Genomic DNA, 26,901 nt, shown 5'->3' with positions numbered 1-26,901 from the left:
TCGTGCCGGCAGCCGTTACTTGACGGCCTGGGCCGGCGTCGGCTGGTTGGCGGTACCCGGGGGGATCTGGTAGCTCCAGGTCTCGCTGAGCGGTTTGCCGTTGGCCACCAGGGCCTCGCGCATTTCCACCACCTTGTTCGGATCCTTGACCTTGATGCGCAGCGTCACCCGATAGCCCTTGGTCACCGGATTCGGCTGCAGCACGTTTTCGATGACCTCGGCGTTGTCGCCCACGCTGAACTGCGCCTGCACCGGCGTATTTGCCGGCAGCGAGGCCAGCGGGCCGCCCTCGAAGTCGATCACGAAGCCCAGGCTCCCGTCCAGATGACGGATCAGGTTCTTCTGCGTGATCTCGCCGGCCGTGCGCAGCGTCTGTTTGGCCCACGCCAGGTCCTTGGCGAACATGCCGCGCTCGTCCATGGTCCAGTGGATCGTGTAGTCGGCCTTGATCGGCGTGCCCTTGGGCGGCAGCTGGTCGGGCGTCCAGAACGACACGATGTTGTCGTTGGTTTCGTCCGGGGTGGGAATTTCCACCAGTTCGACCTTGCCGCGCCCCCAGTCGCCCTGCGGCTCGATCCACGCGCTGGGGCGCAGGTCGTAGCGGTCCTTCAGATCCTCATACGACGCGAAGTCGCGGCCGCGCTGCATCAGGCCGAAGCCGCGCGGATTGTTCACCTGGAACATGCTCAGCGCGACGTACTTCGGGTTGTTCAGCGGGCGCCAGAGCCATTCGCCGTCGCCGGTATGGATCGCCAGGCCGTTCGAGTCATGCAGCGCCGGGCGGAAATTGTTGGCATCGCGCATCTGCTGCGGGCCGAACAGGAACATGCTGGTCAGCGGCGCAATGCCCACCTTCTTGACCGCGCCGCGCATGAACACGCGCGCCTGCACCTTCAGCACCGCATCGGCATCGGGCTGCAGCTCGAACCGATAGGCGCCCGTGGCGTTCTGCGAATCGAGCAGCGCGTAGAACACCAGGCGCTTGTCCTCGGGCTTCGGGCGCTCGATCCAGAACTCGCGGAAGGCCGGGAATTCCTCGGGCTCCGACAGGCCGGTGTTGATCGCCAGGCCACGCGCGGACAGCCCATAGACCTGCCCCTTGCCGATCACGCGGAAATAGCTGGCCCCCAGCACGCTCATCACTTCGTCGAGCTTGTCGGCTCGGTTGATCGGGTACAGCACGCGAAAGCCCGCGTACCCCAGCTTGTTGGTGGCGGCCTTGTCCAGCTTCAGATCGCCGAAGTCAAAGCGGCTGGGTTCGTACTTGATTTCGTGGATGCGGCTGTCGACGATCTCGTTGATCCGCACCGGCGTGCTGAAATGCATGCCCTGGTGGTAGAAGCCGAGCTTGAACGGCGTGCCCTGCCCCTTCCATTCCACGTTGTCCATCTTCGGCTGGATCTTGATGTAGTCGCCGAACTGCATCTGCGCGAACACGGGCGGCAGGTTGCTGGCCGGCGCCGCATAGGGCCGGTCGGCCAGGGTCTTCGCGCGGGCGGTCACGTCGTCGAGCGAAAAGGCGTGAGCCGGCGCGGCGCCGAGCAGGCACGCAGCAACCGCGACGCCCGGCAAGGCAAGTTGCAACCTGTTACGAAACGACGCGACGGGGCGGGCGACGAAAGCGGCAAACACCAATCAACCTCCTGGATTTACATCGGAAAAAAGCCACACAGCGGCCACAAACCGGCCATTTTAGGCACAGTAAGGCTGTAAACTTGCGGCGCAGTTCAGAAAAATAACCGATTTCTCCTGACGTGCCTGTCAGACACGTGGCGACAGCCGGCGAAGCGTGCTTCCCGCATCATGCGGGGCGATGATCCCGGCAGTGCGTCCGCCAGTCCGCCCATCAGAGACAACGAATAATGCGAATGCTTTCCACGCTGGCCGTTGCCGCCAGCCTTGCCTGCGCGCCCATGTTTGCCGGCGCCGCTGCCGCCGAAACCGCCGCCCCGGCATCGGCCGGCACCCCGCCTGCCACCGACCGGCAGGCGTTCGTCGATGGCCTGATCGGCCGGATGACGCTCGACGAGAAAATCGGCCAGTTGCGGCTGATCAGCATCGGGCCAGAGATGCCCGCACCGAAGCTGATGGAGGAAATCACGGCCGGCCGCGTGGGCGCCACGTTCAACTCCGTCACGCGCAAGGACAACCGCCCGCTGCAGGAAGCGGCCATGCGCAGCCGCATGAAGATTCCGATCTTCTTTGCCTATGACGTGGTGCACGGCCACCGCACCGTCTTCCCGATCAGCCTGGGCCTGGCGTCGAGCTGGGACATGGCCGTGGTGGAAAAGGCCGCGCGGATTTCGGGCCTGGAGGCCGCATCGGACAGCCTGGACGCCACCTTCGCGCCGATGGTCGACATCTCGCGCGACCCGCGCTGGGGCCGCACGTCGGAAGGCTTCGGCGAAGATCCGTTCCTGGTATCCCAATGCGCGCGCGCCAGCGTGAAGGGTTTCCAGGGGACATCGCCGGCCAATCCGGACAGCGTGATGGCATTCGTCAAGCATTTCGCGCTGTACGGCGCCGTGGAAGGCGGCCGCGACTACAACACCGTCGACATGAGCCCGCAGCGCATGTACAACGACTATCTGCCGCCCTACCGTGCCGGCCTGGACGCGGGCGCCGGCGGCGTGATGATCGCGCTGAACTCGGTCAACGGCCAGCCGGCCACGTCCAACAAATGGCTGCTGCGTGACCTGCTGCGCAAGGAATGGGGCTTCAAGGGCGTGACCGTCAGCGACCACGGCGCCATCGACGAACTGCTGCGCCATGGCGTGGCCACCACGGGCCGCGACGCCGCCAGGCTGGCCATCGAGGCCGGCGTGGACATGAGCATGGCCGATACGCGCTACCTGGAGCAGCTGCCCACGCTGGTCAAGTCCGGCGCGGTGCCGATATCGCTGATCGATGAAGCCGTCCGCGAAGTGCTGACCGCCAAGTACGACATGGGCCTGTTCCAGGACCCGTTCCGCCGTATCGGACGCGCTGCCGACGATCCGCCCGATGTCAATGCCGAAAGCCGCCTGCACCGCGCCGAGGCGCGCGAGGCGGCCCGCAAGTCGATGGTGCTGCTGGAAAACCGCAATCGCACGCTGCCGCTGAAGAAGGCCGGCACGGTGGCGGTGATCGGCCCGCTGGCCGATTCGCAGATCGACATGATGGGCAGCTGGTCGGCCGCCGGCGTGGACAAGCAATCGGTCACGCTGCTGCAGGGCATGCGCGACGCGCTGGCCGGCAAGGGCCAGGTCACGTACGCGCGCGGCGCCAATATCACCGACGACCCGCGCGTGGTTGGCTACCTGAACTTCCTGAACTGGGACAACCCCGAGGTGGTGCAGGACAAGCGCCAGGACGGCGACATGATCGAGGAAGCCGTGCGCGTGGCGCGCGGCGCCGACACGGTGGTGGTAGCCGTGGGCGAGACGCGGGGCATGTCGCACGAGGCATCGAGCCGGTCGAGCCTGGGCCTGCCCGGCAGCCAGCTGGCGCTGCTCAAGGCGCTCAAGCGCACCGGCAAGCCGCTGGTGCTGGTGCTGATGAACGGCCGGCCGCTGACGATCCAATGGGAAAAGGAGAACGCCGACGCCATTCTCGAGGCCTGGTATCCCGGCACCGAAGGCGGCCATGCCATCGCCGACCTGCTGTTCGGCGATGCCAATCCGTCGGGCAAGCTGCCGGTCACGTTCCCGCGCTCGCTGGGCCAGATTCCCACCTACTACAACGCGCTGCGGATCGGCCGGCCATTCACGCCCGGCAAGGCGCCGAACTACACCTCGCAGTACTTCGAGGAGGAATACGGCCCGCTCTACCCGTTCGGCTACGGCCTGAGCTACACCACGTTCAGCATGTCCGACGTGCGGCTGTCGGGCACCAGGTTGGCGCGCAACGGCCAGCTCACGGCCAGCGTGACCGTGAAGAACACCGGCGACCGTGCCGGCGAAGCCGTCGCGCAGCTGTATCTGCAGGACGTGATGGCATCGACCGTGCGGCCGGTCAAGGAGTTGAAGGACTTCCGCAAAGTGATGCTGGCACCGGGCGAATCGCGCGTGATCGATTTCCCGATCGGCGAAGACAAGCTCAAGTTCTACAACGCCAGGCTCGAATATGTGGCCGAACCGGGCGAGTTCAGCGTGCAGGTGGGCTTTGACTCGGCTGCCGTCAAGGAAGCGAAGTTCACGCTCGAATGATCGATATCCGCGCCCCGGCCCCGTACGGAATGGGGCCGGATATCCTCGGCAGGAAGCGCTTATCGGTTGCCGTCCAGCAGGTCGTTGAGCACGGCGTCGAACGCCGCCTGGGCGTCTTCCAGCGCCTGCAGCGCGGCATCGAAGGTCTGCAAGGCGATCTTCGACGGCTTGCCGCCACCTTCGGGCGGATACTGGCTTTGCAGCGCGGTGAAAGCCACCTGCACCTGGCGCGTGGCATTGACCACGCGCTCCATTGCCTGCGCCTCCTCGGCGCGCTTCTGTTCGTCACTCATGCAACAGCCCCTGGTGGCCTTGATGTCGATATGCGACATATCGTACAAGAACTTGCGGGCATCCTGCCGGGTCCAACGCCGCATTGCCAGAAATTCGGGTAGGCTGGACGGGACATTACTGTCCGTGACCCCATCCGTCACCGCCCGACGTCACCGTTCAACGCCCCCATGTCATCGTCGTTATTGCGCAGGACACTGGCCGCCACCCTTGTGACGGCCGGCGGCTTTGCCTGCTATTGGACCTACCTCACCGTCAACCAGGAGCGCCTGCTGTTCGACGCGCGCCGGCGCCCGCCGCGCGACCTGCCCGACGGCATCGACGCCTATTCGCATCCGGTGCCGGGCGGCCTGTTCCGGGGCTATACCTACCACGCCGACCACGAAGGCGTGCGCGACCTGCTGTTCTACCTGCCGGGCCGCGGCGAGGACGTCCTGGAAACGCTGCAGTTCATGAAATGGCTGCCCGCCGGCATGGGCTTCGCCACCTTCGACTACCGTGGGCTGGGCCACTCTGACGGCATGCCCTCCGAGGCCGCCGCCGTGGCCGATGCGAGCCAGTTCCTGCTGCATATCCGCCGCGCCTTTCCGGGTGTGCGCGTGCATGTGGTAGGCCGCTCGCTGGGTACCGGGGTGGCCATCCAGCTGGCCGACCTGCAGGATTTCGAGAGCCTGCAGCTGATCACCCCCTACGATTCGCTGCTGGAGATCGTGCGCAAACGCTTTCCGCTGGTGCCGCTGCGCCAGCTGATGCGCCATCACTTCGATTCCATCTCCCACTGCAAGAAGGTCGTGCAGAGCACCAAGGTGCTGCTTGCCGAACGCGACGACGTGGTGCCGCACGCGTGCTCCGAACGGCTGATGGCCGCGTGGCCCGGCCCGGTGGCGGTGCAGACCATTGCCGGGGCGGACCACTACACGATCGTCGAATTGCCCGAAACCTGGCTCGCGCTGTGCGAATTTGCCCGCCAGGTGCCGCATCAACCACCTCCGCCGGTCGAAGCGCCCCGGCGCGCGGCCAAAGCGCCGCCTGCCGACATGACCGATTCCGGTGTGCCGTTGCCGCTTTCCGCAGCACGGTAGAATGCGCGCCATGAAAAGAATCGTAGTCAAGGCCGCGGCCGTGACCGCTGGCCTGGCCGCCGCTGGTGTGCTGCTGGCCGGTTTTGCCGCCGTGGTCAGCTTCCGGCAGTTGCCGTCCGTCGACGCACTGCGCGACTATCGCCCCCAGGTGCCGCTGCGTGTCTTCACCCGTGACAACGTGCAGATTGGCGAATTCGGCACCGAGCATCGCGCGTTCATCCCGATCGACCGCATGCCGAAGCTGATGTCCGATGCGCTGCTGGCCGCCGAGGACGACCAGTTCTACAGCCATGTCGGCGTGGACGTACCAGGCCTGCTACGCGCCGCGCTGGCCAATATTGGCGAAGGCTACGCCCAGGGCGCTTCCACCATCACGATGCAGGTGGCCCGCAATTTCTACCTGTCGCGCGAGAAAACGCTGTCGCGCAAGTGGTATGAAATCCTGCTGGCCTTCGAGATCGACCGATCGCTGCCCAAGGAGCGCATCCTCGAACTCTATATGAACCAGGTCTACCTGGGCGAGCACGCCTACGGCTTCGGCAGCGCGGCGCAGACCTACTTCGGCAAGCCGCTGGCGCAACTGTCGCTGGCCGAGACAGCCATGCTGGCGGGCCTGCCCAAGGCCCCCTCGACAATGAATCCGGTGGTCAACCTGCCCCGCGCCAAGCGTCGCCAGGAGTACGTGCTCGGCCGCATGCTGGCGCTGGGCATGATCACGCAGGACCAGTATCGCGCGGCGCGCAATACGCAGATCGTGGTCAATCACGATGCCAATGGCCGCTTCGACGGGCACGCCGAATACGTGGCCGAACTGGCGCGCCAGCTGGCGCATGACCGTTTTGGCGACGAGGCCTATACGCGCGGCATCAACGTCTACACCACGGTGTCGTCGATGCACCAGACGCTGGCGTATGACGCCGTGCAGGCCGGCATCGAGCGTTACGGCAAGCGGCATGGCGCGGAAAAGACCGCCACGGCGCTGCCCCAGGCGGCGCTGATCTCGCTGGACGCCCGCACCGGCGCCATCGAGGCCATGGTCGGCGGCAGCGACTTCAACGCGAACCGCTACAACCACGCCACGCAGGCGCAGCGCCAGCCGGGCTCGACGTTCAAGCCGTTTATCTATTCGGCGGCGCTGGAGCGCGGCATCTCGCCGGGCACGCTGATCAACGACGCACCGCTCGACAACTCGCCGCGCTGGCAGCCGGGCAACGACGACGGCCGCTTTGTCGGCCCGATCACGGTCCGCCAGGCGCTGGCCGAGTCGCGCAACCTGCCGGCCATCCGCACGCTGCAGGCCATCGGCATTCCGTATGCGATCGACTTCGCCGGCAAGTTCGGCTTTGCCACCAAGCGCCTGCCGCCGTATCTGCCGATGGCGCTGGGCACGGGCACCACGTCGCCGCTGCGGCTGGCGGCCGCCTACGGCGTGTTCGCCAACCAGGGCCACCGCGTCGAGCCGTACCTGATCGAGAAGATCACCGACGGAGACGGCCGTGTCCTGTTTGCCGCCGACACGAGCGAGCCGCCGCGCGTCATCTCGGAGCGCAATGCCTTTGTCATGAACAGCCTGCTGCAAAGCGTGGTGGACGAAGGCACGGGTGCCGGCGTCAAACGCTACCTGCGCCGCGACGACGTCGCCGGCAAGACCGGCACCACGAACGATTCGGTGGACGGCTGGTTCGCGGGCTACGGCGGGCAGGTGGTCACCGTGGCCTGGATGGGCTTCGACGACAACCGCACGCTGGGCCGCCACGAGTTCGGCGCAACCACGGCACTGCCGATCTGGGCCGCCTATATGGAAGGCCGCCTGGCGGGCGTGCCCGACGCCAGCTTCGCGACGCCGCCGCAGCTGGCCCAGTTCAACAACGACTGGGCCTACGCGGAGAACGCCGACGGCACGCACGGCCTGGCGTCGTTGGGCTTCCCGCCGCCACCGGCCGGGCCGGACCTGCCCGCCGATGGCAGCGGACCCGGCGCGCCGGGTGCCCCCATGGCCCCGTCCCCGACGCCCGCCGCGCTGGACATGCCGGCATCGGCCAGCGCGCCGCGCGCCAGCGGCGCCGCCCTTTGATCGTCGGCGTCATCCCTTTGACGCCACCTTTTTGACACCCCCCTTTTGACTCCGCCCTTCCGATGCCGACCATGCCCGCCTACGCCACGCCGCTGATCTGGGCCGTTGCCATGCTGGCCACCCTGGGGGTGCTGTTCCGCCCGTTCCGGCTGCCGGAGCCGTTCTGGGCCATGGCCGGCGCGCTGCTGCTTTGCGTGGCGGGCCTGCTGCCCTGGCGCGACGCGCTCGACGCGGTGGCACGCGGCAACGACGTCTACCTGTTCCTGGCGGGGATGATGCTGATCTCCGAACTGGCGCGCAAGACCGGGCTGTTCGACCATGTGGCGGCCCTGGCCGTGCGCAGCGCCCGCGGGTCGGCGCGGCGCCTGTTCGTGCTGGTCTATGGCTTTGGCATCGCCGTGACGGCCTTCATGTCGAACGATGCCACGGCGGTGGTGCTGACACCCGCCGTGCTGGCCGCCACGCGCGCGGCACGTGTACGGCATCCCCTGCCCTACCTCTACGCCTGCGCGTTCATCGCCAACGCGGCAAGCTTCGTGCTGCCGATCTCGAACCCGGCCAACCTCGTGCTGTTCGGCGAACGCATGCCGCCGCTGCTGGGCTGGCTGGCACGATTCGCCCTGCCGTCAGCCGTGGCCATCGTCATGACGTTCGTGGCCCTGTACTGGACCCAGCGTGACGCGCTGGCCGAGCGCATTGCCGACGACGTGGAAACGCCGCCGCTGACCCTGCAGGCATGGCTGACCACGGCAGGCATCATCCTGACCGGCGCGGCGCTGCTGACGGCGTCGCTGCGTGGCATGGACCTGGGCTGGCCCACGTTCATCGGCGGTGCCGCCACGCTGCTGGCCGTCTGCGCCACGCAGCCGCGCCTGCTGCGCCCGTCGCTGGCCGAAGTATCCTGGGGCGTGCTGCCGATGGTGGCGGGGCTGTTCGTGCTGGTGGCCGGCCTGTCGCAGACCGGCCTCACCGCGCAGTTGGCCGACTGGGTGCGCGAACTGTCCATGCGCCAGGGCACCGATGCCGTGGTCGGCGCCGGCATGGCGGGGGCGGCGGTAGGCATCGTCAGCAATATCGTCAACAACCTGCCGGCCGGGCTGTTTGCCGCGTCGGCGCTGGCCGCCGGCCACGCCTCGGAAACCGTGACGGCGGCCGTGCTGATTGGCGTCGACCTGGGGCCGAACCTGTCGGTCACCGGATCGCTGGCCACGCTGCTGTGGCTCACCGCCCTGCGCCGCGAGGGCCACGCCGTCAGTGCTGGCACATTCCTTAAAACGGGCGCGATCGTGATGCCGCTGGCCCTGCTGCCGGCGCTTGCCGTCCTGCGCTGAATCCGCCTCGGCCGTTTTCGCTTATAGTGAAGCACCGCGCACCGCGCCCCTTTTCCGCCGATCTCCAGCGGCCGCACATGTCACACAAGGATCACCCCGTGGGGGACAGGCACCCTGCCAATACACCGGTTTCCGACCGGATCCGGGCCCGTATTACCGAGGCCGGCGAGCGTTTTCATGCCAATGACAACATCGCGCGCTTTCTCGAGCATGGCGAACTCGATGCCCTGCAGGCCGAGGTCGAGGCGCGCATGGAAGACGTGCTGCGCACGCTGGTGATCGACGTCGACCAGGATCACAACACCCGCGAGACGGCCCGACGCGTCGCCAAGATGTACCTCAAGGAGATCTTTGCCGGACGGTACGCCAAGGCGCCGGAAGTCACGGAATTCCCGAACGTCGAGCAGCTGAACGAGCTGATGATCGTGGGTCCGATCCGGGTGCGAAGCGCCTGCTCACATCATCTGTGCCCGATTATCGGCAGCCTGTGGGTGGGGGTCATGCCGAACCGGCACTCGAACCTGATCGGCCTGTCCAAGTACGCCCGACTGGCCGAATGGATCATGTGCCGCCCGCAGATCCAGGAAGAGGCGGTGGCGCAGGTGGCGGACCTGCTCCAGGAAAAGATGAATCCCGATGGCCTGGCCATTGTGATGGAAGCCGAGCATTTCTGCATGCACTGGCGCGGGGTGCGCGACACCGACGCCAAGATGACCAATAGCGTGATGCGCGGCTCGTTCCTGAAGGACGACAAGCTGCGCCGCGAATTCCTGACGCTGCTGAACCTGAACCGCCGCTGATCCGCCCCGCCACCGCAGGAGGCCACCATGCTAGTTCGTCTGCTCTACGCCAGCCGCGCCAGGGAACCACTGGCCGCCGATGTGCTGGATGCCATCCTCGAAACCAGCCTGGCGCACAACCCCCGCCACGGCATTACCGGCGTGCTGTGCCACAGCAACAGCATTTTCCTGCAGGCGCTGGAAGGCAGCCGCGAGGCGGTATCCCGGCTGTACCTCAATATCGGCCAGGACAAGCGCCATCACGACGTGGTCCTGCTGCACTACGAGGAGATCGCCGAGCGGGCATTTTCCGGCTGGTCGATGGGGCGCGTGAATGCCGGAAAGATCAACGCCGCGACGCTGCTCAAGTATTCGGCACAGGGCGAACTCGACCCATACCGCATGCCTGGCGCCGCCTCGCTGGCCTTGCTCAGGGAACTTATTGCCGGCGCCTCCATCGTCGGACGCAGTCCGGATCGCGGACGAAGCTGAGCCTCTGGCGCCTGCTGGTGAATGTGCGTCGCCGTGGGCAGATGGGCTCAGGCCGACAATTGCCCGAACAGCCCGCACTCCAGGTCGCTCTCCAGTTCTTCCACCCATGACGTGCCCGGCCCGGCGTCGTAGACGCTTTCGGCGCCGGTCGCCTGCCTTCGCACCGTCACCTGGCGGGCCGCCGTGCCATTGACATCGGAAATGTCGAATTCCTGCATGGCGAGACCGACCTGTCTGAACACCGCCTCGACCTCCTGCCGTTCCTGAGGGGGAAACTCGTCGAATTGACGCATCGTCATGGCACACCTCCACGCGGGTATTTGCGCGCGGACATAGCATGCCACTTTTCAATGCTGTACGTGATGCAGTGCGAAAGACCACGCCCACTGCGAATGTATTGAATCGTCAGCGTCACATGAGCCGATTACATCTGACGACGTGCAACGTGACGACGTCTCCAGCGCACCGGAGGACTCAGCCTGCGTCCCACATGCAATTTAATGGTCCAAGATAAATAGTAATTCGATTAAAAAACTGAATCCTGTTTTTGACATCTGCATCGTTCGTACGTCACCTGTATTTCTGCGCAACCGTCTTGAACAATTGCCTGATTTTTCAATGAAAAGTGATGGACTGTAATCGCAGGGACTCGTAGTGTCGATCTTCTTATCTCCATCCCTATGGAAACGACAATGCGGAAGAAGATCACACACGAGACGGAAGACGAGCAACGGCGTCAGACCATCTTCCATACTGCGCAGGCGCAAGCGAACGCCCTGCATGGCATGTACCGGGACACGCTTTCCACCTTCACCGCCACACCTTCGGCCGTTCCCGTCCCGCGGGCCGCGCGTGCGATATTCTGGCTGGGTCGGCTCAGGCAATGGCGCGCGATCGACCTGGACAATGGCGACACCTGCGCCACGCCGAACTGGCTGTCACTGCAGCTGGGCGTTGTGGAATCGCTGTCCGGCACGCATGCGCTGGCCCTGCACAAGGAGCAATGGAGCGGCCCGACCCGCCGACAGACCTACGAGCGCGACATGTCCCAGCAGATCGCCATGCTGCTGGCGCTCGACTGGAAGGAACTCGGCACCTTCTGCCTGGACGCCTGGTTCGGCATCGACAGCGACCTGGCGGCACTGCACCCGATGAATGGCATGACCGGGATGATCGTGAACATCGCCGGGCAGGCGCTAGGCGTCAGCGTTCCGCAAACCGTCTTCCACAAGAGCGACGCGCTGCTGGCCCGCATCGTCGAACGCTGGCAGGCCGACGACGAAACCTTCATGCCCCTGGCGTTCGAACTGGCCGACCGTCACCTCATGCAATGCCGGCTGGATACCGATCACTCGCTATTTGATTTCGATCATCCAGTCGAGCAGACGATTCCAGTCGAGCTTCTTATGCTGATGCGCTTGCGCGGATCGAACCACCTTCCCGAATACCTGACGAAACATGCGGCGCTGTCGCACCCCGCGGCCATGCTGTTGAAAGGGGGGCCACCGGTCCAGTCCCAACGCTGCGCGGGCTTCGTCGAACGCGTGAGCAGGCTGCTGCCGCAGTACCGGGCATTTACCGACGCCATCGACAGGCAGGTAAAAATCCTGTCAGAGACGCGTTCGTAATGGTCATCCAACAATCTAGTTGAATGGCTATTTCTCGATCGATCCGCAAGCGCCAAAATGCGACCGATCCGATGCATGGTTCGACGGACTGGCACATCGTCCATGCATGGCCAACGCGGCCTGAAAATGCCGCGTTATTGCCCTCCATCCTGTCATCCCATGTCGAAATACGGCGAGAATTTTCTATGTAATTGAAATCTGACAATGCGCAATTCGTCTTGTCATAGAAATGTGATTTTCGGGAACGGATGGAGTATTTTTCCTATGCTTGAAAAAGCACCAAAACGAGTCGCGATTCCTACTGGACGCGTCATCTGTCTGCGAAAAGGACTTTGAGGCATGCCTGCAAAAACCATTCGGGTCGCTCTGGCTGACGACCATCCCCTTGTCGTCACGGCCCTGCGCGACTGCCTGCAGCGCACACCGGGCTTCCAGGTGAAATGTGAATGCACGAACGGCAGCGAGCTGGTCGGCGCCCTGGCCCAGAACCCGGTGGACGTCGCCGTCACCGACTTCAGCATGGGGCATGGCGATACGTCACTGGACGGCTTCAACCTGCTGCGCAGGCTGGGGCGCCTCTATCCGGAAACGCGCATTGTCATCGTCAGTGCGCAAACCAACCCGGGGGTTGTCATCCGCGCCATGAAACTCGGCGCCCGCGCGTTCGTCAGCAAGGAAGACGAACTCGACGAGATCGTCCGGGCCTGCATCCATGTGACCGTCAGCAACGGCAATTTCTATTCGCCTTCCATCCGCGCCGTGCTGGACAGCGTTGCCTCCGCCGCGCCGGCCACAGAACTGACGCTGCGCGAACTCGAGGTGGTGCGGCTGTATGCCCAGGGCTTCCAGTTGAACGAGATCGCCAGCAAGCTGGGCCGGTCGGTCAGTACGATTTCCAGCCAGAAGACCGTGGCCATGCGCAAGCTCAACGTCCAGACCAATACGGATCTGATTCGCTACGCCTACGAGAACGGGCTGATCTGAGCTTTCGTCATGCAGCAGATACTGGATCGTACCCAGGAGTCCCTGGCGCAGTCGTTTGCCGCGCTCGCGCATAACGCGCGGCGCCAGCAACAACTCTATTACGCCACCGTCGGGCTGCTGATCGCCATCGTCATCGTGTCCGGGCTGTTGCTGGCCGGGCTGGCGGCCGCGCGCCATCTCGATGTTCGCCGCAGCCATGTCGCGCAATATGTCAGCGGCATCTCCGTGACGCTGCAGAGCCAGACGTCGTTCCTGCGCCGTACGGCGCTGACTGTCGACTACTATCTCGCCGCATCCAGCGATGCGCCGCCCGACCCCGAACTGCTTGCACAGGTTCGCCGTACCGGTGCGGCGCGGTCGTCCGATGGGAAGTATGTGCTGCTGGTGACCGACGCCGCGCGCGAGGCCTGGGCAAACACGCTACCGCACAGGATCTGGCAACTGCAGCAGATCGCCACGGCCACGCTGACCACCAGCATGGCATTCGGGCTCGACATGCAGGCGTACGTGGTCGCGCCCGATGCGTCGTTCGCCATCCTGGTGTCTCCGGGGGGGATTCCCCCCCACACGCAAATCGATGCCGGGCTGGTGACCCGCCTGCGAGACGACCTTGCGCGCGGCGTCGCGAGCCATGGCGCGGGTCCGGACCTGACGGCGCCGCATTGGGTCGGACCCGTCAGCGACCCGATTCTTCGCACGCGCGCCATGATTGCGACCCTGGACGCGCGGGCCACGGACGGGAGCGGGCGCGCCATCCTTGTTGCAGCGAGCATTCCGGCCCGGTCATTTCTCGCCGGGCTTGCACGTCCCCCCGATCCTGCCACGCTCTGGCTGGTGAATCGCGACAACGCCAGCATCGACGTATCTCCGGATGCCGGTGCCTCGCCGTCCGACGACATCCTGCGGCATGCCAGAAGCCTTCCCCTCGACACCCCCACCCCGACACGCTACGGGCTGCTGCTGGTGCAGCCGCTGGACCCCGCATTTGGCACACTGATCTACCAGCTCTCGTACGGCACGCTGCTGAATGCGATCGCGACCGAACTGTTCGCCATGCTCGGCGCCGGGCTGCTGCTGATCCTTGGCATCGTGCTGACCGCGCGCTACTGGGACATCCATCTTCTGCGCCGCAGCCACGCCGAAGCGGCCCGTTCGCTCGAGAACGAGACCATCAACCATATTCTGGTCAGTGCCACGCCGATCGGGCTGTGCATCGTGCGCCAGCATGACGAGTCGATCCTGACGTCGAACGCCGTCGCCGACTCGCTACTCGGCTGCACCCAGGGCGCTCGCATGCCGGCGTCCATCATGGATGCGCTGCGCAATCAGGCCGCCTCGTCCGGCCAGACCCGGCTCGCCTCGATCGTCCAGGTGACAGTGCCCGCCGCGGCGGCGGCGGTGGCGGGGGCAGGCACGCCGGCATCGCCGGTTCAGGAAGCCTCCGCGGGGGCCCCTCGGCAGTTTCTGCAGGTGACCTGCGCGCCGGCCAGATATCGCGACGAATCGGTACTGTTCTGCGCGGTCCAGGACATCACGGCGCAGCACCAGCTTGAACTGCAGTTGCGAGAGGCGCGCGAGACGGCCGAAGCCATGATGCGCGCGCGGTCGAACTTCTTTGCCTCGATGAGCCACGAGATCCGGACGCCATTGAACGCATTGCTCGGCAATCTGGAGCTTTTGGCACGTACGGACGGGCTGGAAGCGCAGGCGCCACGGCTTCGGGCGCTACAACTGGCATCGGAAGGCCTTCAGCGGATCGTCAACGACATTCTGGACTTTTCGAAGATCGACGCCGGCGAAATGAAACTGGTCGCCGAACCGTTCCGGCCGATTGACGATCTCGAAAGCCTGTCGATGTCCTATGCGCCGATGGCGCAGGGCAAGCCGATCCGCTTTTACGTGCATCTCTCCCCAACGCTGGACACTGTGCTGACCGGCGACCGGACCCGCATTGCCCAGGTCATCAACAACCTGCTCAGCAACGCCTTCAAGTTCACCCTGTGCGGCAAAGTGACGCTCAGCGCTGAGGTCACCACCGACACCCAGGACCGCAGCCTGCTGGTCTGCCGCGTGCGAGACTCGGGCATCGGCATGCCGCCCGCGCTGGTCGCGCGCATCTTCCACCCGTTCGTCCAGGGGGAAGCCAGTACATCGGCCCGATATGGCGGTACCGGATTGGGGCTGTCGATCTGCGCACGGCTGACCGAGCTGATGAACGGCCATATCACGGTGGAAAGCGTCGAAGGTGTCGGCAGCGCGTTCACCGTGGTGGTGCCACTGGGCGCCGCGGCTACAAAGACCGCGCCGCCCGACCCGGTGACGCGCGGCACGCGGGCGATGATTCTTTGCCAGGAATCGGATTCGGGTGCCATGCTGCAGGCCTGGCTGGAGCGCGCGGGCTGGCGGTGCGACGTGTTCCGTCAACTCGGCGCGGCGCAGGCGTGGCTGCGGGCCAATCGACCCCATATTTTCGTGGTGACCGGCGAATACGGGCTCGATACCGTGGCCGATCTTCGGCAATTGCACCCGGCCAACGTGGTGTGGGTGACGCGGGACGGCCCGGAGCACCCTGCCGACCGTGGTCACGGGGTATTCGAGGTTTCGACGTTCAGCCACAATGCCATTCTGGCTGGCACACTGGCCGCTCTGGACGCCGAACCGGCTGACGCCGCCGACGCCACGGCCACCGCCGCCCTCGCAGACGACAGCCTGGACAACGCGCACCACGACGGGGACACTGGCCCGACTCGCCCCGATACGGCGTCCGCCGGTGGCGACTTGCCACGCCCCACGATTCTGGTTGCCGAGGACAACGCGCTGAACCAGGCGCTGATCGCCGAACAACTGGTTGCCCTCGGCTGGGACCCGATTGTGGTGGGCGACGGGCGTCAGGCACTGTCCGCCTTCGAGCATGGCCACTTCGATGCCGTCCTGACCGACGTCCATATGCCGGTCATGGACGGCTATGAACTACTTGCCGCGATCCGCGCCATCGATCCAGTCGTACCGGTCCTGGCGTTCAGCGCGGTCACGCACACGGAACAGGCGGGCGCGTGGAGGAACCGGGGATTCACCGGCCATATCGCCAAGCCGGCGTCGTTGAAGGCGCTCGAACAGGCGCTGCAAGCCATCCCGGGCAAGCAGGCAGCAGACCATCCCGACGCGCACGACGCCCTGCCGGCAAGCGGCCAGCAGGACAACCCGCCAATTCCATCCACCGAAATTGCGCGCTACAGGAGCATGCTGCTTGAACACTTGAAGGACGACGGCCCGGAGTTGGCAGCCATCCTGCTGCGTCATGACCCGGTGGCGCTCCGCCATTGGGCGCATCGGTCGGCCGGTGCCTTTCTGGTGATCGACGCGCAGGACATGGTGCAACTGTGCCGCCAGGTGGAATCGCTTTGCAGCAAGGCCAGCGGGTGGACACCGGCCATCGCCGCCGCCGGCACTGCGCTGCATGAAGCCGTGCGCACGTTCCGCGACGAGACCGCCGGGCTGGATGCCTGACCTGTCGGCACAAGGCGGCGCGGCCGTGCGAACACACCACACATGGATCGGGAAAGGATTGCCGTCGTTGCATGGCCTGTCCGGGCGGACCATAATGGCGCGTCCGAGCGCGCCTTCGCGGTATTCCACTGCGTGTTCAGGGCTTTCCAAGAACAGCGCAAGCCGTCCGTCCTCTCCCGATGCAGTCCCATCAAGGTCTCCCGCGCCCCCAGCGTACCTGGGCAATCCTGACAGTGTTTTGCGGCCTGGTCATGGCCGTTCTCGATGGATCGATCGCCAATATCGCGCTTCCGTCCATTTCGCGGGATCTACAGAGCGACCCGGCACGAACCATCTGGGTCGTGAATGCCTATCAGCTTTCGGTCACGATCTTCCTGCTGCCACTGTCGTCACTCGGCGAAATCCTCGGGTACAAGCGCGTCTACCGGGTCGGGCTGGCCACGTTCCTGGTGGGGTCACTGCTCTGCGCGCTGTCACCCAACCTGCCGGTGCTGGTGGCGGCGCGTGTCATCCAGGGCATCGGCGGCGCGGGCATCATGAGTGTCAATACGGCACTGGTCCGCTATATCTACCCGCCGACCCGGCTGGGCCGCGGCATCGGTCTCAACGCGCTCGTGGTCGGGGTGACTATTGCCGTGGGGCCGTCGCTGGGCGCCCTGATCCTCGGATTCGGCAGTTGGCCCTGGCTTTTTGCGGTCAACGTGCCAGTCGCCATTTTTGCGCTTGCGCTATCGCGCCGCGCGCTGCCCGAAACGCCGCCGCAGCCGCGCGCCTTTGACTATCCCAGCGCGGTGCTGTCCGCCGTGGTGATCGGGCTGTTCGTGCTGGGTGTGGATGGGCTGGGCCACGACACGTTGCGGATTGCAGGGGTGACCGGCCTGCTGCTGTCCATCCTGCTCGGCTGGCTGCTCGTACGCCGGCAGCAGGGCCAGCCGGCGCCGCTTGTGCCGGTAGACCTGTTTGCCAGCCGCGCCTTCACGCTGGCCGTTGGCACCTCGTTCTGTTCCTTCATGACGCAGATGCTGGCGTTTGTGGCGCTGCCGTTCTACCTCGAATACCAGCTTGGGCGCAGCCTGGCCGAGACCGGCCTGCTGATCACGCCGTGGCCGCTGATGGTGGCCCTCATGGCCGCCCTGTCGGGCCGGTTGTCGGACCGGTATCCCGCCAGCGTGCTGGCCGGTGCGGGGCTGATGATGCTGGCTGCCGGGCTGGTCGGCCTGGCCGTACTGAGCCCCGATGCCGGCAGCCTGGACATCGCCTGGCGCACCGCGCTATGCGGCATCGGCTTCGGGTTCTTCCAGTCGCCCAACAACCGTGCCATGATCAGCGCCACGCCGCACGAGCGCAGCGGTGGCGCAAGCGGTGCACAGGCCACGACACGCCTGCTTGGGCAAACGACAGGCACCGCCGTCGTTGCCCTGCTATTCAGCCTGGATGGCGGCGACGCCGCGCGGACCGCGCTGTATGTGGCCGCCCTGGTGGCCACGCTCGGCGCCATTGTCAGCCTGAGCCGGTTGCGCGATCGCCAGGTTGCGGATACAACGGGCCCCTCAGCGTAGCCCGTCCCGATGGGCCATGCCGAGCGCGCGCTCGATCCGCTCCAGGCGCTCGTGCCACGTGGACGCCTCATCCGGTGCCGGGACCGCCAGGCCGCCATGGCCGCCGGCATCGCGAATCCGGTTGTGATCGCCTTCCACCGAAATCACGGTACAACCCGCCAGCAGCAGCACCAGCGCCGCCGTGCCCAACACGCCGCCCATGCCGCGCCCCTTCCGCACGTATCGATTCGCCATGATTTCCTCGTGACATCGGCCAGCCAACAAAAAAACCGGGCAATGCACCGTCCTGCCTGACAGCGCGTTGCCCGGAACCGCTACCGGCTTACCCGCCGGCTGGGTACTTCCTGGTCAGTTCAGGCCGGGCCCAGGTCGAGCCACGGCTTGGAGTCGCCACCTTCGACCGTCGACGTGTAGTTCGGATCGCCCGGCTCCTGGTCGGCGCCCACCCACCACTTGGCGCGGTACTTGCGCAGCCCCTGGCCCTCGTAGTTGTTGGTCACCTCGGCGCCCGACTCGTACGATTGCGGACGCCACGTGCCGGAGGTGTCCGAACTGCCGCCTGCCAGCACGCGCAGTTGTACCGACGTGGTGTCCTTGTCGCCCGTGCCTGCCGAGCCCGTGGCGGTCAGCTTCACCTCGATGATCGTGTCGCGGTCCACGAGCGGCGCGTTGGCGTTGACCGTGACCGAATCCGCCCCATCGAACGACAGACCCGGCGCCGACCACGAGAACAGCAGCGGCGGCGGACCGCTGGAGTCGCCGGCGGACAACTGGATCGGGGCGCCGCTTTCGACCTGCGTCCGTCCGGTGATAACGGCCACCACATCGCCTTCCGAGGCCTCGCCCGGCACGATGGTCAGGAAGATCGCGCTCTGGTCCGTTTCGGTGCCGTCGTTCACGGTCAGCTTGACCCAATAGTCGGTCGGTGCCGTCACCGACGGCGCGGTGCTCTCCACCGTTTCGGCGGTGCTGCCGTCGAACGGCAGGTCCGGCGCATCCCAGACATAGGTCAGGGGATTGTCATCGGGGTCAAACGACGCTTCGGCCGACAGCGCATACGGCGTGCCCGATTCCAGCAGCACGGTGATCCGGGACGTGGGCGGCTCCTGGGTCTTCTTCTTGACCACCAGGTTCTGGGTGTCGGTGGCCGTCTTGCCGCTGGCATCGGTCACCGTCAGCGTCACCGTGTAGGTACGGGTGACCAGCGGCAGCGCGCCCTCCACCACTGCGGCGGTCTTGCCGTCCAGGAACGTCAGGCCGGGCGCGCTCCACTTGTAGGTGAGCGGCTCCGCGCCATGCGAGCGCAGCCCCGAGAACGACACCTCGTCACCCTCGAACGCCTCGGTCGGCCCTTCGATCACGGCCACCGTGGCGCCCACATTGCCGGTGTTGATCCCTTCGAAGTAGAACGGCTCCATGTCGACGACTTCGGTCTTCGCCGTCGCCCCCAGGCCTTCACGTGCGGCGTTCAGCAGCACGCCGTTGTCCATGTCGATGGTCCAGGTGAACAGGCCGCCCAGGTTGTGCTGGAGCACGTACTCGCCCTTTGCCTTCACCGAGCGCGGCGTGTCGATCGACAGGAACAGGCCGGTTTCCGGATTGAACAGGTAATCGGCGTCGGCCTCCTGGTCCGTGTACACGTTGAACCCGTTGATGCCCGTGCGGTTTTCGAGGTCGAGGTAGTTGTACAGGATGTCGTAGAACTCGCTCGCACCCGACTCGTAGGTGCCGGTGGTCGTGCCGGTGCCCGGGCTGTACGTCCCCACCAGCGGCGACCAGCTTTCGATCACCGCATTGCGCGCGCTGCGGCTGTAGGCCGCGTAGCCGACGAAGATGTTCTTCGAGGGCACGCCCACGCTCAGCAGGTACTTCACCGACTTGTCGATGCTGAACTGGCTGCCCTCGTAGTCGTACAGGTTCGTGTGGTGCGCCAGTTTCTCGGCCCATGGCGTGCCGAAGAAGTCGTAGGTCATCAGGTTGATGCCCTCCACACCGGCGGCCAGCATGCCCGGGATGTCGGCGGCAAGCATCGTATCCATGGCCGCGCCCGCCGCGATACTCACCCGCACGTGGGGCAGGCGCTGCTTGATGCCACGCACCAGCGCCTGGAAGTTGGCCGCGTCCTCGGGGCCATGCGGATTGCCCGCGCCTGGCATGCCCGGATATTCCCAGTCCAGGTCGACCTCGGTGAACATCGGGAAGCGGTCGAAGATATAGGCGATGCTCTCGATCAGCGTCTGGCGCCGCGTGGCATCGGCCGTTGCGGCGTGGAAGGCGCCGCTCATCGTCCAGCCGCCCAGGCTGAACGACAGCTTCAGGTTCGGATTCTGCTGCTTGAGCTTGGCCAGGCCGCCCAGTACGCCCTGGGCCTTGCTCTGGTCGAACAGCTCGCGGTAGTCGTTGCTGACCCAGCCGCTGAAGCCCACGTTGCGGTACGACGCCACATCGCCCCACGGGTCGGTGAAGGTGGCTTCGTTGAGCTTCTTGCCAAAATCCACCGCCGCCTGGTCGATCGTGTACTGCTTTTCGCCCGTGTCGCCCACGATGCCGGCGAAGCCGATGATCAGACGATCGTAAGCCGATGCATTGAGCAGCATCAGGTCGGTGCCACGGCCTGCGGCGCTATTGGCGTAATTGCCATCCAGCCGGCCGTCGTACTGCGACCAGTCGGTGTAGTAGCCGAAAACCTGCGTACCTTTCTGCGTCGCACCGTAGGTGTTGTACACGCGCTTGGCAACACGGGTCGAGGTGTACGAGTACTTCTCGACCTCGGTGGCCGGATCGTAGTTGTTTTGCTTGTAGGTGCGGTCCGACGCGCCCTTCGAATCCGGAATATTGGGATCGCCCGGATCTTGCGCGTAGACCAGCTTGCTGTTGTTGCGCCCGCTGCCCAGCACATTGCGCACGCCGGCAAAGCGGCGCAGCGGCACACGCGGCGGTTCCGTATCCGATGGGTCCCCGCTGCGATACGTGCGCGAATTCCAGCCGGCGCGCCCCTGGGTTGCCTGGCCGGCCGGTTGGTCGTTGCTGTCACACGATTTCTTTGTCATGACATCTGTCCTTGCAGAATGGTTTGAATGCCGCCGGCGTGTTGCGCCTTTTTGATTCCGGCCCGTGATACCGGCGGCCAGACGCATCTTTCTCTTCCGGCCACTGCAATGACATGGATCCGGCGTGGAATATAAACGGTGATATCCGTTTCAACCCGGATTCTCCGATTTGCCCGCGTGCATATACGCAATCGGGTTTCCGCGCCAATACCGCAAATCCCCGGACATGGATCGGCAATGACCCATCGCGGCTAATGGATGACGTGGATTCGCGCAAATCCATCGGTCGCGCAATGCCTGACTGCGGCAATAACTTAATACCCGAATGGGTTATGATGCCGGCGGTATCCCGCGTCCGCGGACTTTAATATCGTCAGGTCATCTTGTCCTGACAATCGATCAGCACGCACGGATATTCCTTATCCAGACGAAGATGGTGAGCCCACAGCACCGTCCATTGTTTCCGTAATTGGCGATATACGGCAGAGAACGGCGTTGAGCCGTCACCCGTGCGGGTCAGATTCCGAAGAAATATCTTCCATGGGAGCTATTTCTGCGTGTCGATACGCTTGTCGTCCATCGCAGACGACATGGGGTAATCGAAATGATCCGGAATAGCGATTCGGTATTCTTTGATTGGGACACCGACCGCGTATTACGCGGCGGCGTGGTAGCCAAGATAACCGGCCAGCAAAAGAAACTGCTGCGCCTGCTGGTGGAAGGCAAGGCCGCCGTCAAATCCCGCGATTCCCTGTTGAAGGGTGTCTGGGGAAAACGCGCCGCACTGGTGGACGAACTCTACCTGGTCCAACTGGTGTACCGCCTGCGCAAGGCGCTGAGCCCGGTCAGCCTGGACGCCCATATCGTGACCGTGCCGCGCCAGGGCTACCGGTTCATTCCGGTGCCGTACACCACCACGGTCCCGCCCGCGCCGGAAGCGGTGCCGCCGGTGGATTCCGCGCTGGAGCAGGCGCGGGGCCTGGCCCATGTGCTGGCGCGTCTGGGCATGCCGATCTCCACATCGTCAGTCTCGGCGTTTTCGGATATCGACGATGCGCTGCATATCGACGAGTCGCAGGGCATCATCTCGTGCAACGGCGTCATCGCCAAGCTCACGCGCTTCGAGTTGCGGTTGCTGATCGTGCTGAGGGATCACGGCGAGAAAGTCATGTCGCGGCAGCAGATCATTGCCGCGGTCTGGGGGCCGGGTGCGATGGTGGATGAAAACTGCCTGACGCAGCTGGTGTCGCGGCTGCGGCGCGCGCTGCATCCGCTGGGCCTGGACAGTTGCGTGTCGGCGGTGCCCAAGGTGGGCTACCGCTTTCGTCCGCAGACTGGCGCGGCGGCGCGTGTCCTCTGACCGCTAGACGCCGCCCGGGGTCCATGTCGCTACTCGGCCTTCGCGCCGGAATCCTTGACGACCTTGGCCCATTTGGCAATCTCGCCGCGTTGGTAGTCGGCGAGCTTGTCAGGCGTGCCCAGCACGGGGTCCAGGCCCAGCGTCTTCAGCTTGGCCTGGACGTCGGGCTGCGTGAAGATGCGGTTCAGTTCGGTGTTGAGCCTGGCCACCACGTCCTTCGGCGTGTGGGCCGGCGCGAAGATCGCGAACCAGGAGGTGGCCTCGTAACCGGGCAGCCCCTGTTCCGCGATGGTCGGAATGTCCGGCGCCGACGCCGATCGCTGCGCACTGGTCACACCCAGCGCCCGCAGCTTACCCTCCTTCACAACCGGCAATGCCGAGGGCAGGTTGTCGAACATCATCGTAATATGGCCACCCAGCAGGTCTGGAATGGCCATGGCCCGGCCCTTGTACGGCACGTGAACGATCTTGGTGCCGGCCATGGTGTTGAACAGTTCGCCCGCCACATGCAGCGACGTCCCCACGCCCGGCGTGCCGAACGTCAGCTGGCCCGGCTTCGACTTGGCCAGTGCGATCAGTTCCTGGACGTTTTTCGCCGGCACCGACGGGTGCACGACGAGCACGTTGGGGGTCGATGCCACCAGGATCACCGGCGTGAAGTCCTTCACCATGTCATACGGCATCTTGCTGTAGAGCGCGCCGTTGATCGAATGCGTGCCCACCGTGCCCATGGCCAGCGTGTAGCCGTCCGGCGCGGCATGGGCCACCGCCTCGCCGCCGATATTGCCGCCGGCACCGGGCTTGTTGTCGACCACCACCGGCTGACCCAGCGAAAATTTCTCGGAAACGATGCGTGCCAGGATATCGGGCGCCCCGCCACTCGGAAAACCCACCACGATGCGGACGGGCTTGGTCGGGTAGGCGTCGGCGGCCAGCACGGCAGGGGCGGCGGACACGGCGGCGAGAGCGGCCGTGGCGGCCAGCATCCCCAGCACCTGGCGGCGCCGGATCATTCGAGCACGCATGATTCTGTCTCCTGAATCGTTCTTTATTTAGATACTGGCATTGCCATTGCCTTGCGACTACACGGCAATATTGCCAAATTCCTTTGATACCTGATCGTGCAGGCGACGCATGCCGCGCAACCAGCGATCATAGTCCTGGCCCTTGCGGCGATAGTATTCCAGCACCTCCGGATGCGGCAGCACCAGGAAGCTCTCGGCGGCCATGCCCTCCAGCGTCTTCTCGGCCACGTGCTCCGGCGTGACCGAGCCCGCCTGCAGGAACCCCTTGCGCTCGCCGTCCTCGCCGAACAGCATTTTCGTCTGCACGCCCTGCGGGCAGATGCAGCTCACCTTGATGCCACGGTCGCCATATGTAATCGATAGCCATTCGGCAAAGCCGATGGCCGCGTGCTTGGTCACGGCATACGGCGCCGAGCCGATCTGCGACAACAGGCCGGCGGCGGAGACCGTATTGACCAGATAGCCGTCGCCGCGCTCCAGCATCTGCGGCAGCACGGCCTTGGCGGCATGGATATGGGCCATGACGTTGATGTCCCAGATCCGCTGCCATTCTTCGGCGGATGCCTCCAGCCCCTTGCGCAGGATGATGCCGGCGTTCGAGCAGAAAACGTCGACCTGGCCAAAGCGTTGCGTGGCGGTATCGACCAGGCCCTGCACCGCGGCGGCATCGGCCACATCCACCCGCTGCGAGAACACCTGGCACTGCGGCGCGGCGGCCGCCGCTTCGGCAGCCACCTGCGCGGCGCCGGCGGCATCGATGTCGGCCACGGCCACACCGCGGGCGCCCGCCCTGGCAAACGCCAGCACCAGCGCGCGTCCGATGCCCGTACCGCCACCCGTCACGATCACCGTCTTGTTACGAATCTCCATCGATATCTCCTTCTCGTTTTCAGAATCCGGTCACGCGGACTGCCACAGCCGCGTTGCAAGTGTGTCGGCCAGCTCACGAATGCGCGGCCCAAGGTTGCCTTCGAGAACTTCCGGAGACAGCCGTGTCGACGCGCCGCCGATATTGATCGACAGCACTTCGGAGCCATCGGCCAGCCGGACGGGCGCCGCCGCGCCGCTGACCGACCTGTCCCACTCGGCATGGGCCACGCAGAAGCCCCGGCGCGCGTGCTCGCGCATGGCGCGTTCGAGCCGCGTCCGCACGCCGGGCCAGCGCGTGCCGTGCTGGCGTTCCAGTTCGGTCATCACGGCCGTACGCCGCGCCACGGGCAGCCCCGCCAGCCAGGCGCGGCCAATGGCCGACGTCGCCATCGGCAAGCGCGATCCCGGCGTCAGCCGCATGACCAGCGCGCCGCGCGGCTGGCAGACTTCCAGGTAGAGCATGTCATGCCGATCGGGCGCCGCCAGCGCCACGGTACATCCCGTCGCAAATGCAAGAGACTGCATCAGCGGCTGGGCGATATTGCGGATGCCGGCGCCGGACAGATACCGCTGCCCGGGCAGCATCGCGCCCTGGCCGATGCGGTACTTTTCCTGCTCTTCCACATAGACGAGATAGCCGACGCTGGCCAGTGTGTAGGTGAGCCGCGACACCGTGGGTCGGGGAATACCCGTACGCCGGGACAGTTCGGCGTTGCCCAGGAAGTCGTCGTCCGGGCCAAAGGCGCGCAGCAGTTCCAGCCCGCGCGCCAGCGCCGTGACGAAGTTGCGGTCCTCGCCATCCATCGCGTGCGCGGCCTCGCTCGACACAAGGGCGGAATCGGGCGGCTGCGGAATCGAGGTCGTGCGCTTCATGGTGCGATTGATATCAGTTTCCGTGCCCGATGCACGTCGCTATGTAGCGAAAACATGTCCGTCAGAAGTACGGTTCATGGACCGAAGGACGCAGTCGCCATTCCGGGACGGTTCAACCCGGCGCGTGGGCAAAATTCGGACGGCTACGATTCCACCCCCGGAGTGACCTTGCCACACTGGCTCGCCAACACTAACTGGGAGGCTATCAACATGTGGCTGGATGAACGCGGCATTTGCCGAGCCATCGACGCCGGCCAGTTCCTGCAGGCCGAGCTTCGCTCGGTTGCGCAGATCCGGCTCTGGTGACCCTTGAAGTCAGCCATCAGGTGGCTTGCGACCTGCCTCGCAGTGCTACTACTGCTAGCCGTCGGGATTGATGCACTCAACGCATGGCGGGATTCGGCGCCGTATCACTTCGGCGGCGACGGCGGCGCCATGGCGAACCGCTGGGCATATCGGTCGCTGGCAGCTTACCTGCTCACTGCCACGCTCATTGCATGTGCATGTGTGCTTGCCCTGCTTGGCATGTGGGCGCGCTCGATGGCTTTGCCTTGGCGCAGGGCCTGCGTCATGCCATTGCTCGTGCTGATCGGGGTCATCGCCACGGACTGGATATCAGAAATCCTTTAAGGCGCGGCGCGTCCTGACCCCGGGGTTTTCCCGGCCCTGCCATGCAGTGAAGACATACGCGTCATAGGCGGCGTAAATAAGGCCCACGCCTCCCCGCCCCGAGCCACTTGCACGCTGAAATCAGGGAATTCACCGACGCAGCACGGCGGGATGCGGACTCCCTATTTCGCGTATCGGAATACTACGTCCGATTGCTTGACGCTCGCTGAAACGCTATGCAAAGTCGCCGAAAACGAACGACCGTGCGAGAACGCGACACGGCGTCGGAGACAGCGCGGGTGCCGTCACGGCACACCAACGCAAGGAGACAACGCATGGCATTGTTTTTCCAGCAGTTCCTTAACGGTCTCACACTGGGCGGCGTCTACAGCCTGGTGGCATTGGGACTCACCCTTGTCTACGGCATCCTGCATGTGCCCAACTTCGCGCATGGCGCGTTGTACATGGCCGGCGCCTATGTGTCGTACTACGCGATGACCACGCTCGGGCTGAACTACTGGCTGGCCATGCTGGCCGCCGCGGCGGTCGTGGCCGTGCTGTCGATGCTGGCGGACCGGCTGGTCTTTCATCCGCTGCGCAATGCGCCCGAGATCCACGACATGATCGCCGCCATCGGCATCCTGCTGTTTCTGGAAGCCGGGGCGCAGGCGCTGTGGGGGGCCGATTTCCACCGCATGCCCACGCCCTACGGCCAGATGGTGGACATTTTCGGCCTCACCGCGCCGCTGCAGCGCGTGCTGATCATCGTCGCCGCGTTCGGGCTCATGGTGCTGCTGCATCTGTTCCTGACGCGGACGGTCACCGGCTCGACGATCGTTGCCATGGCGCAGAACCGCGAAGGCGCGGCGCTGGTCGGCATCGACGCCACGCGCGTGACGCTGCTGGTGTTTGCCATCTCCGGGGCACTGGCCGCGATTGCCGCCACGCTCTACGCGCCGATCAACCTGGTGTACCCAAGCATGGGCAACCTGGTCATCACCAAGGCGTTCGTGATCATCATCCTGGGCGGCATGGGCAGCATTCCGGGCGCCATCGTCGGCGGGCTGATCATCGGCATGGCCGAGAGCTTCGGCGGCTTCTACATCTCCACCGACTACAAGGACATCATCGCGTTCCTGCTGCTTGTGATCATCCTGTCGGTGCGTCCGCAGGGCCTGTTCGCCGGCCGCGCCGCCTGAG

The 26,901-nt window shown here is 65.2% G+C and carries 22 protein-coding genes; 14 read left to right on the top strand and 8 right to left on the bottom strand.

All coding sequences use genetic code 11. The features are described from left to right. Window positions 1-15: 15 nt before the first annotated feature. Window positions 16-1,572, bottom strand: coding sequence for a glucan biosynthesis protein G (locus tag AC24R4_RS09035; RefSeq protein WP_400394219.1), 1,557 nt, complete (start codon window positions 1,570-1,572; stop codon window positions 16-18). Between the two features lie 296 nt (window positions 1,573-1,868). Between AC24R4_RS09035 and bglX the strand changes: the two genes are divergently transcribed. Further along, window positions 1,869-4,187 (top strand): beta-glucosidase BglX, encoded by a 2,319-nt coding sequence (gene bglX, locus AC24R4_RS09030; protein ID WP_400394221.1) that lies wholly within the window; start codon window positions 1,869-1,871, stop codon window positions 4,185-4,187. Window positions 4,188-4,246: 59 nt separating this feature from the next. Here the strand turns inward: bglX and AC24R4_RS09025 are convergent, their stop codons facing one another. Next, window positions 4,247-4,480: a hypothetical protein gene (locus tag AC24R4_RS09025; protein ID WP_400394213.1), complete on the bottom strand. Its 234-nt coding sequence runs from the start codon at window positions 4,478-4,480 to the stop codon at window positions 4,247-4,249. Between the two features lie 168 nt (window positions 4,481-4,648). On the opposite strand from AC24R4_RS09025, the gene AC24R4_RS09020 reads away from it, so the two are divergent. The 5 genes from AC24R4_RS09020 to AC24R4_RS09000 all read left to right on the top strand — a co-directional run bounded on the left by AC24R4_RS09020 (window position 4,649) and on the right by AC24R4_RS09000 (window position 10,236). Beyond that, a complete protein-coding gene (locus AC24R4_RS09020; protein ID WP_400394215.1) occupies window positions 4,649-5,560 on the top strand; it encodes an alpha/beta hydrolase in 912 nt (303 codons plus the stop codon). Window positions 5,561-5,570: 10 nt separating this feature from the next. Further along, window positions 5,571-7,634 carry a penicillin-binding protein 1A gene (locus AC24R4_RS09015; protein ID WP_487522782.1) on the top strand — a complete coding sequence of 688 codons (2,064 nt, stop codon included), beginning with the start codon at window positions 5,571-5,573 and terminating at the stop codon, window positions 7,632-7,634. Window positions 7,635-7,705: 71 nt separating this feature from the next. Further along, window positions 7,706-8,965, top strand: coding sequence for an arsenic transporter (locus AC24R4_RS09010; RefSeq protein WP_487522781.1), 1,260 nt, complete (start codon window positions 7,706-7,708; stop codon window positions 8,963-8,965). A gap of 77 nt (window positions 8,966-9,042) precedes the next feature. Then, window positions 9,043-9,765, top strand: coding sequence for a GTP cyclohydrolase I (gene folE / locus AC24R4_RS09005; protein WP_400396660.1), 723 nt, complete (start codon window positions 9,043-9,045; stop codon window positions 9,763-9,765). 27 nt (window positions 9,766-9,792) lie between these two features. Then, a complete protein-coding gene (locus AC24R4_RS09000) occupies window positions 9,793-10,236 on the top strand; it encodes a BLUF domain-containing protein (RefSeq protein WP_487522780.1) in 444 nt (147 codons plus the stop codon). Window positions 10,237-10,283: 47 nt separating this feature from the next. Here the strand turns inward: AC24R4_RS09000 and AC24R4_RS08995 are convergent, their stop codons facing one another. Beyond that, window positions 10,284-10,535: a hypothetical protein gene (locus AC24R4_RS08995; RefSeq protein ID WP_487522779.1), complete on the bottom strand. Its 252-nt coding sequence runs from the start codon at window positions 10,533-10,535 to the stop codon at window positions 10,284-10,286. Window positions 10,536-10,928: 393 nt separating this feature from the next. Between AC24R4_RS08995 and AC24R4_RS08990 the strand changes: the two genes are divergently transcribed. The 4 genes from AC24R4_RS08990 (at window position 10,929) to AC24R4_RS08975 (ending at window position 17,914) form a co-directional block, all read left to right on the top strand. Next, entirely contained in the window at window positions 10,929-11,864 is a 936-nt protein-coding gene (locus tag AC24R4_RS08990; protein ID WP_487522778.1) for a hypothetical protein, read from the top strand. A 339-nt stretch (window positions 11,865-12,203) separates the two neighbouring features. Continuing rightward, window positions 12,204-12,848 carry a response regulator gene (locus tag AC24R4_RS08985; RefSeq protein WP_153949237.1) on the top strand — a complete coding sequence of 215 codons (645 nt, stop codon included), beginning with the start codon at window positions 12,204-12,206 and terminating at the stop codon, window positions 12,846-12,848. A gap of 147 nt (window positions 12,849-12,995) precedes the next feature. Beyond that, a complete protein-coding gene (locus AC24R4_RS08980; protein ID WP_487522777.1) occupies window positions 12,996-16,355 on the top strand; it encodes an ATP-binding protein in 3,360 nt (1,119 codons plus the stop codon). A gap of 179 nt (window positions 16,356-16,534) precedes the next feature. Then, window positions 16,535-17,914 (top strand): MFS transporter, encoded by a 1,380-nt coding sequence (locus AC24R4_RS08975; protein WP_487522776.1) that lies wholly within the window; start codon window positions 16,535-16,537, stop codon window positions 17,912-17,914. Here the strand turns inward: AC24R4_RS08975 and AC24R4_RS08970 are convergent. Next, window positions 17,906-18,148 (bottom strand): hypothetical protein, encoded by a 243-nt coding sequence (locus AC24R4_RS08970; protein ID WP_487522775.1) that lies wholly within the window; start codon window positions 18,146-18,148, stop codon window positions 17,906-17,908. The genes AC24R4_RS08975 and AC24R4_RS08970 overlap by 9 nt on opposite strands. Window positions 18,149-18,267: 119 nt before the next feature. Beyond that, on the bottom strand, window positions 18,268-20,964 hold the full coding sequence (locus AC24R4_RS08965; protein ID WP_487522774.1) for a glycoside hydrolase family 18 protein: 2,697 nt from the start codon (window positions 20,962-20,964) through the stop codon (window positions 18,268-18,270). A gap of 604 nt (window positions 20,965-21,568) precedes the next feature. On the opposite strand from AC24R4_RS08965, the gene AC24R4_RS08960 reads away from it, so the two are divergent. Beyond that, entirely contained in the window at window positions 21,569-22,324 is a 756-nt protein-coding gene (locus tag AC24R4_RS08960) for a winged helix-turn-helix domain-containing protein (RefSeq protein WP_487522773.1), read from the top strand. Window positions 22,325-22,353: 29 nt separating this feature from the next. Here the strand turns inward: AC24R4_RS08960 and AC24R4_RS08955 are convergent, their stop codons facing one another. The 3 genes from AC24R4_RS08955 to AC24R4_RS08945 are packed head-to-tail and all read right to left on the bottom strand — an operon-like array spanning window position 22,354 to window position 25,092. Beyond that, a complete protein-coding gene (locus AC24R4_RS08955) occupies window positions 22,354-23,349 on the bottom strand; it encodes a tripartite tricarboxylate transporter substrate binding protein (protein ID WP_487522772.1) in 996 nt (331 codons plus the stop codon). A 57-nt stretch (window positions 23,350-23,406) separates the two neighbouring features. Further along, window positions 23,407-24,219 carry an SDR family oxidoreductase gene (locus AC24R4_RS08950; protein ID WP_153949230.1) on the bottom strand — a complete coding sequence of 271 codons (813 nt, stop codon included), beginning with the start codon at window positions 24,217-24,219 and terminating at the stop codon, window positions 23,407-23,409. A 30-nt stretch (window positions 24,220-24,249) separates the two neighbouring features. Beyond that, complete coding sequence (locus AC24R4_RS08945; protein ID WP_400396684.1) at window positions 24,250-25,092, bottom strand: IclR family transcriptional regulator; 843 nt, start codon at window positions 25,090-25,092, stop codon at window positions 24,250-24,252. Window positions 25,093-25,146: 54 nt separating this feature from the next. Here AC24R4_RS08945 and AC24R4_RS08940 point away from each other — a divergent pair, with 54 nt between their 5' ends. The 3 genes from AC24R4_RS08940 to AC24R4_RS08930 all read left to right on the top strand — a co-directional run bounded on the left by AC24R4_RS08940 (window position 25,147) and on the right by AC24R4_RS08930 (window position 26,900). After that, window positions 25,147-25,398 carry a hypothetical protein gene (locus tag AC24R4_RS08940; protein ID WP_487522771.1) on the top strand — a complete coding sequence of 84 codons (252 nt, stop codon included), beginning with the start codon at window positions 25,147-25,149 and terminating at the stop codon, window positions 25,396-25,398. Window positions 25,399-25,401: 3 nt separating this feature from the next. After that, the gene (locus AC24R4_RS08935; RefSeq protein WP_487522770.1) at window positions 25,402-25,722 is read left to right on the top strand and encodes a hypothetical protein; all 321 of its coding nucleotides are present in this window, start codon (window positions 25,402-25,404) and stop codon (window positions 25,720-25,722) included. 314 nt (window positions 25,723-26,036) lie between these two features. Then, window positions 26,037-26,900: a branched-chain amino acid ABC transporter permease gene (locus AC24R4_RS08930; RefSeq protein ID WP_153949226.1), complete on the top strand. Its 864-nt coding sequence runs from the start codon at window positions 26,037-26,039 to the stop codon at window positions 26,898-26,900. The last annotated feature ends 1 nt before the right edge of the window (window position 26,901 follow it).

The sequence above is a fragment of the Cupriavidus sp. CER-90 genome (genome assembly GCF_057652055.1).
This window is presented reverse-complemented; position numbering and strand designations above follow the sequence as displayed.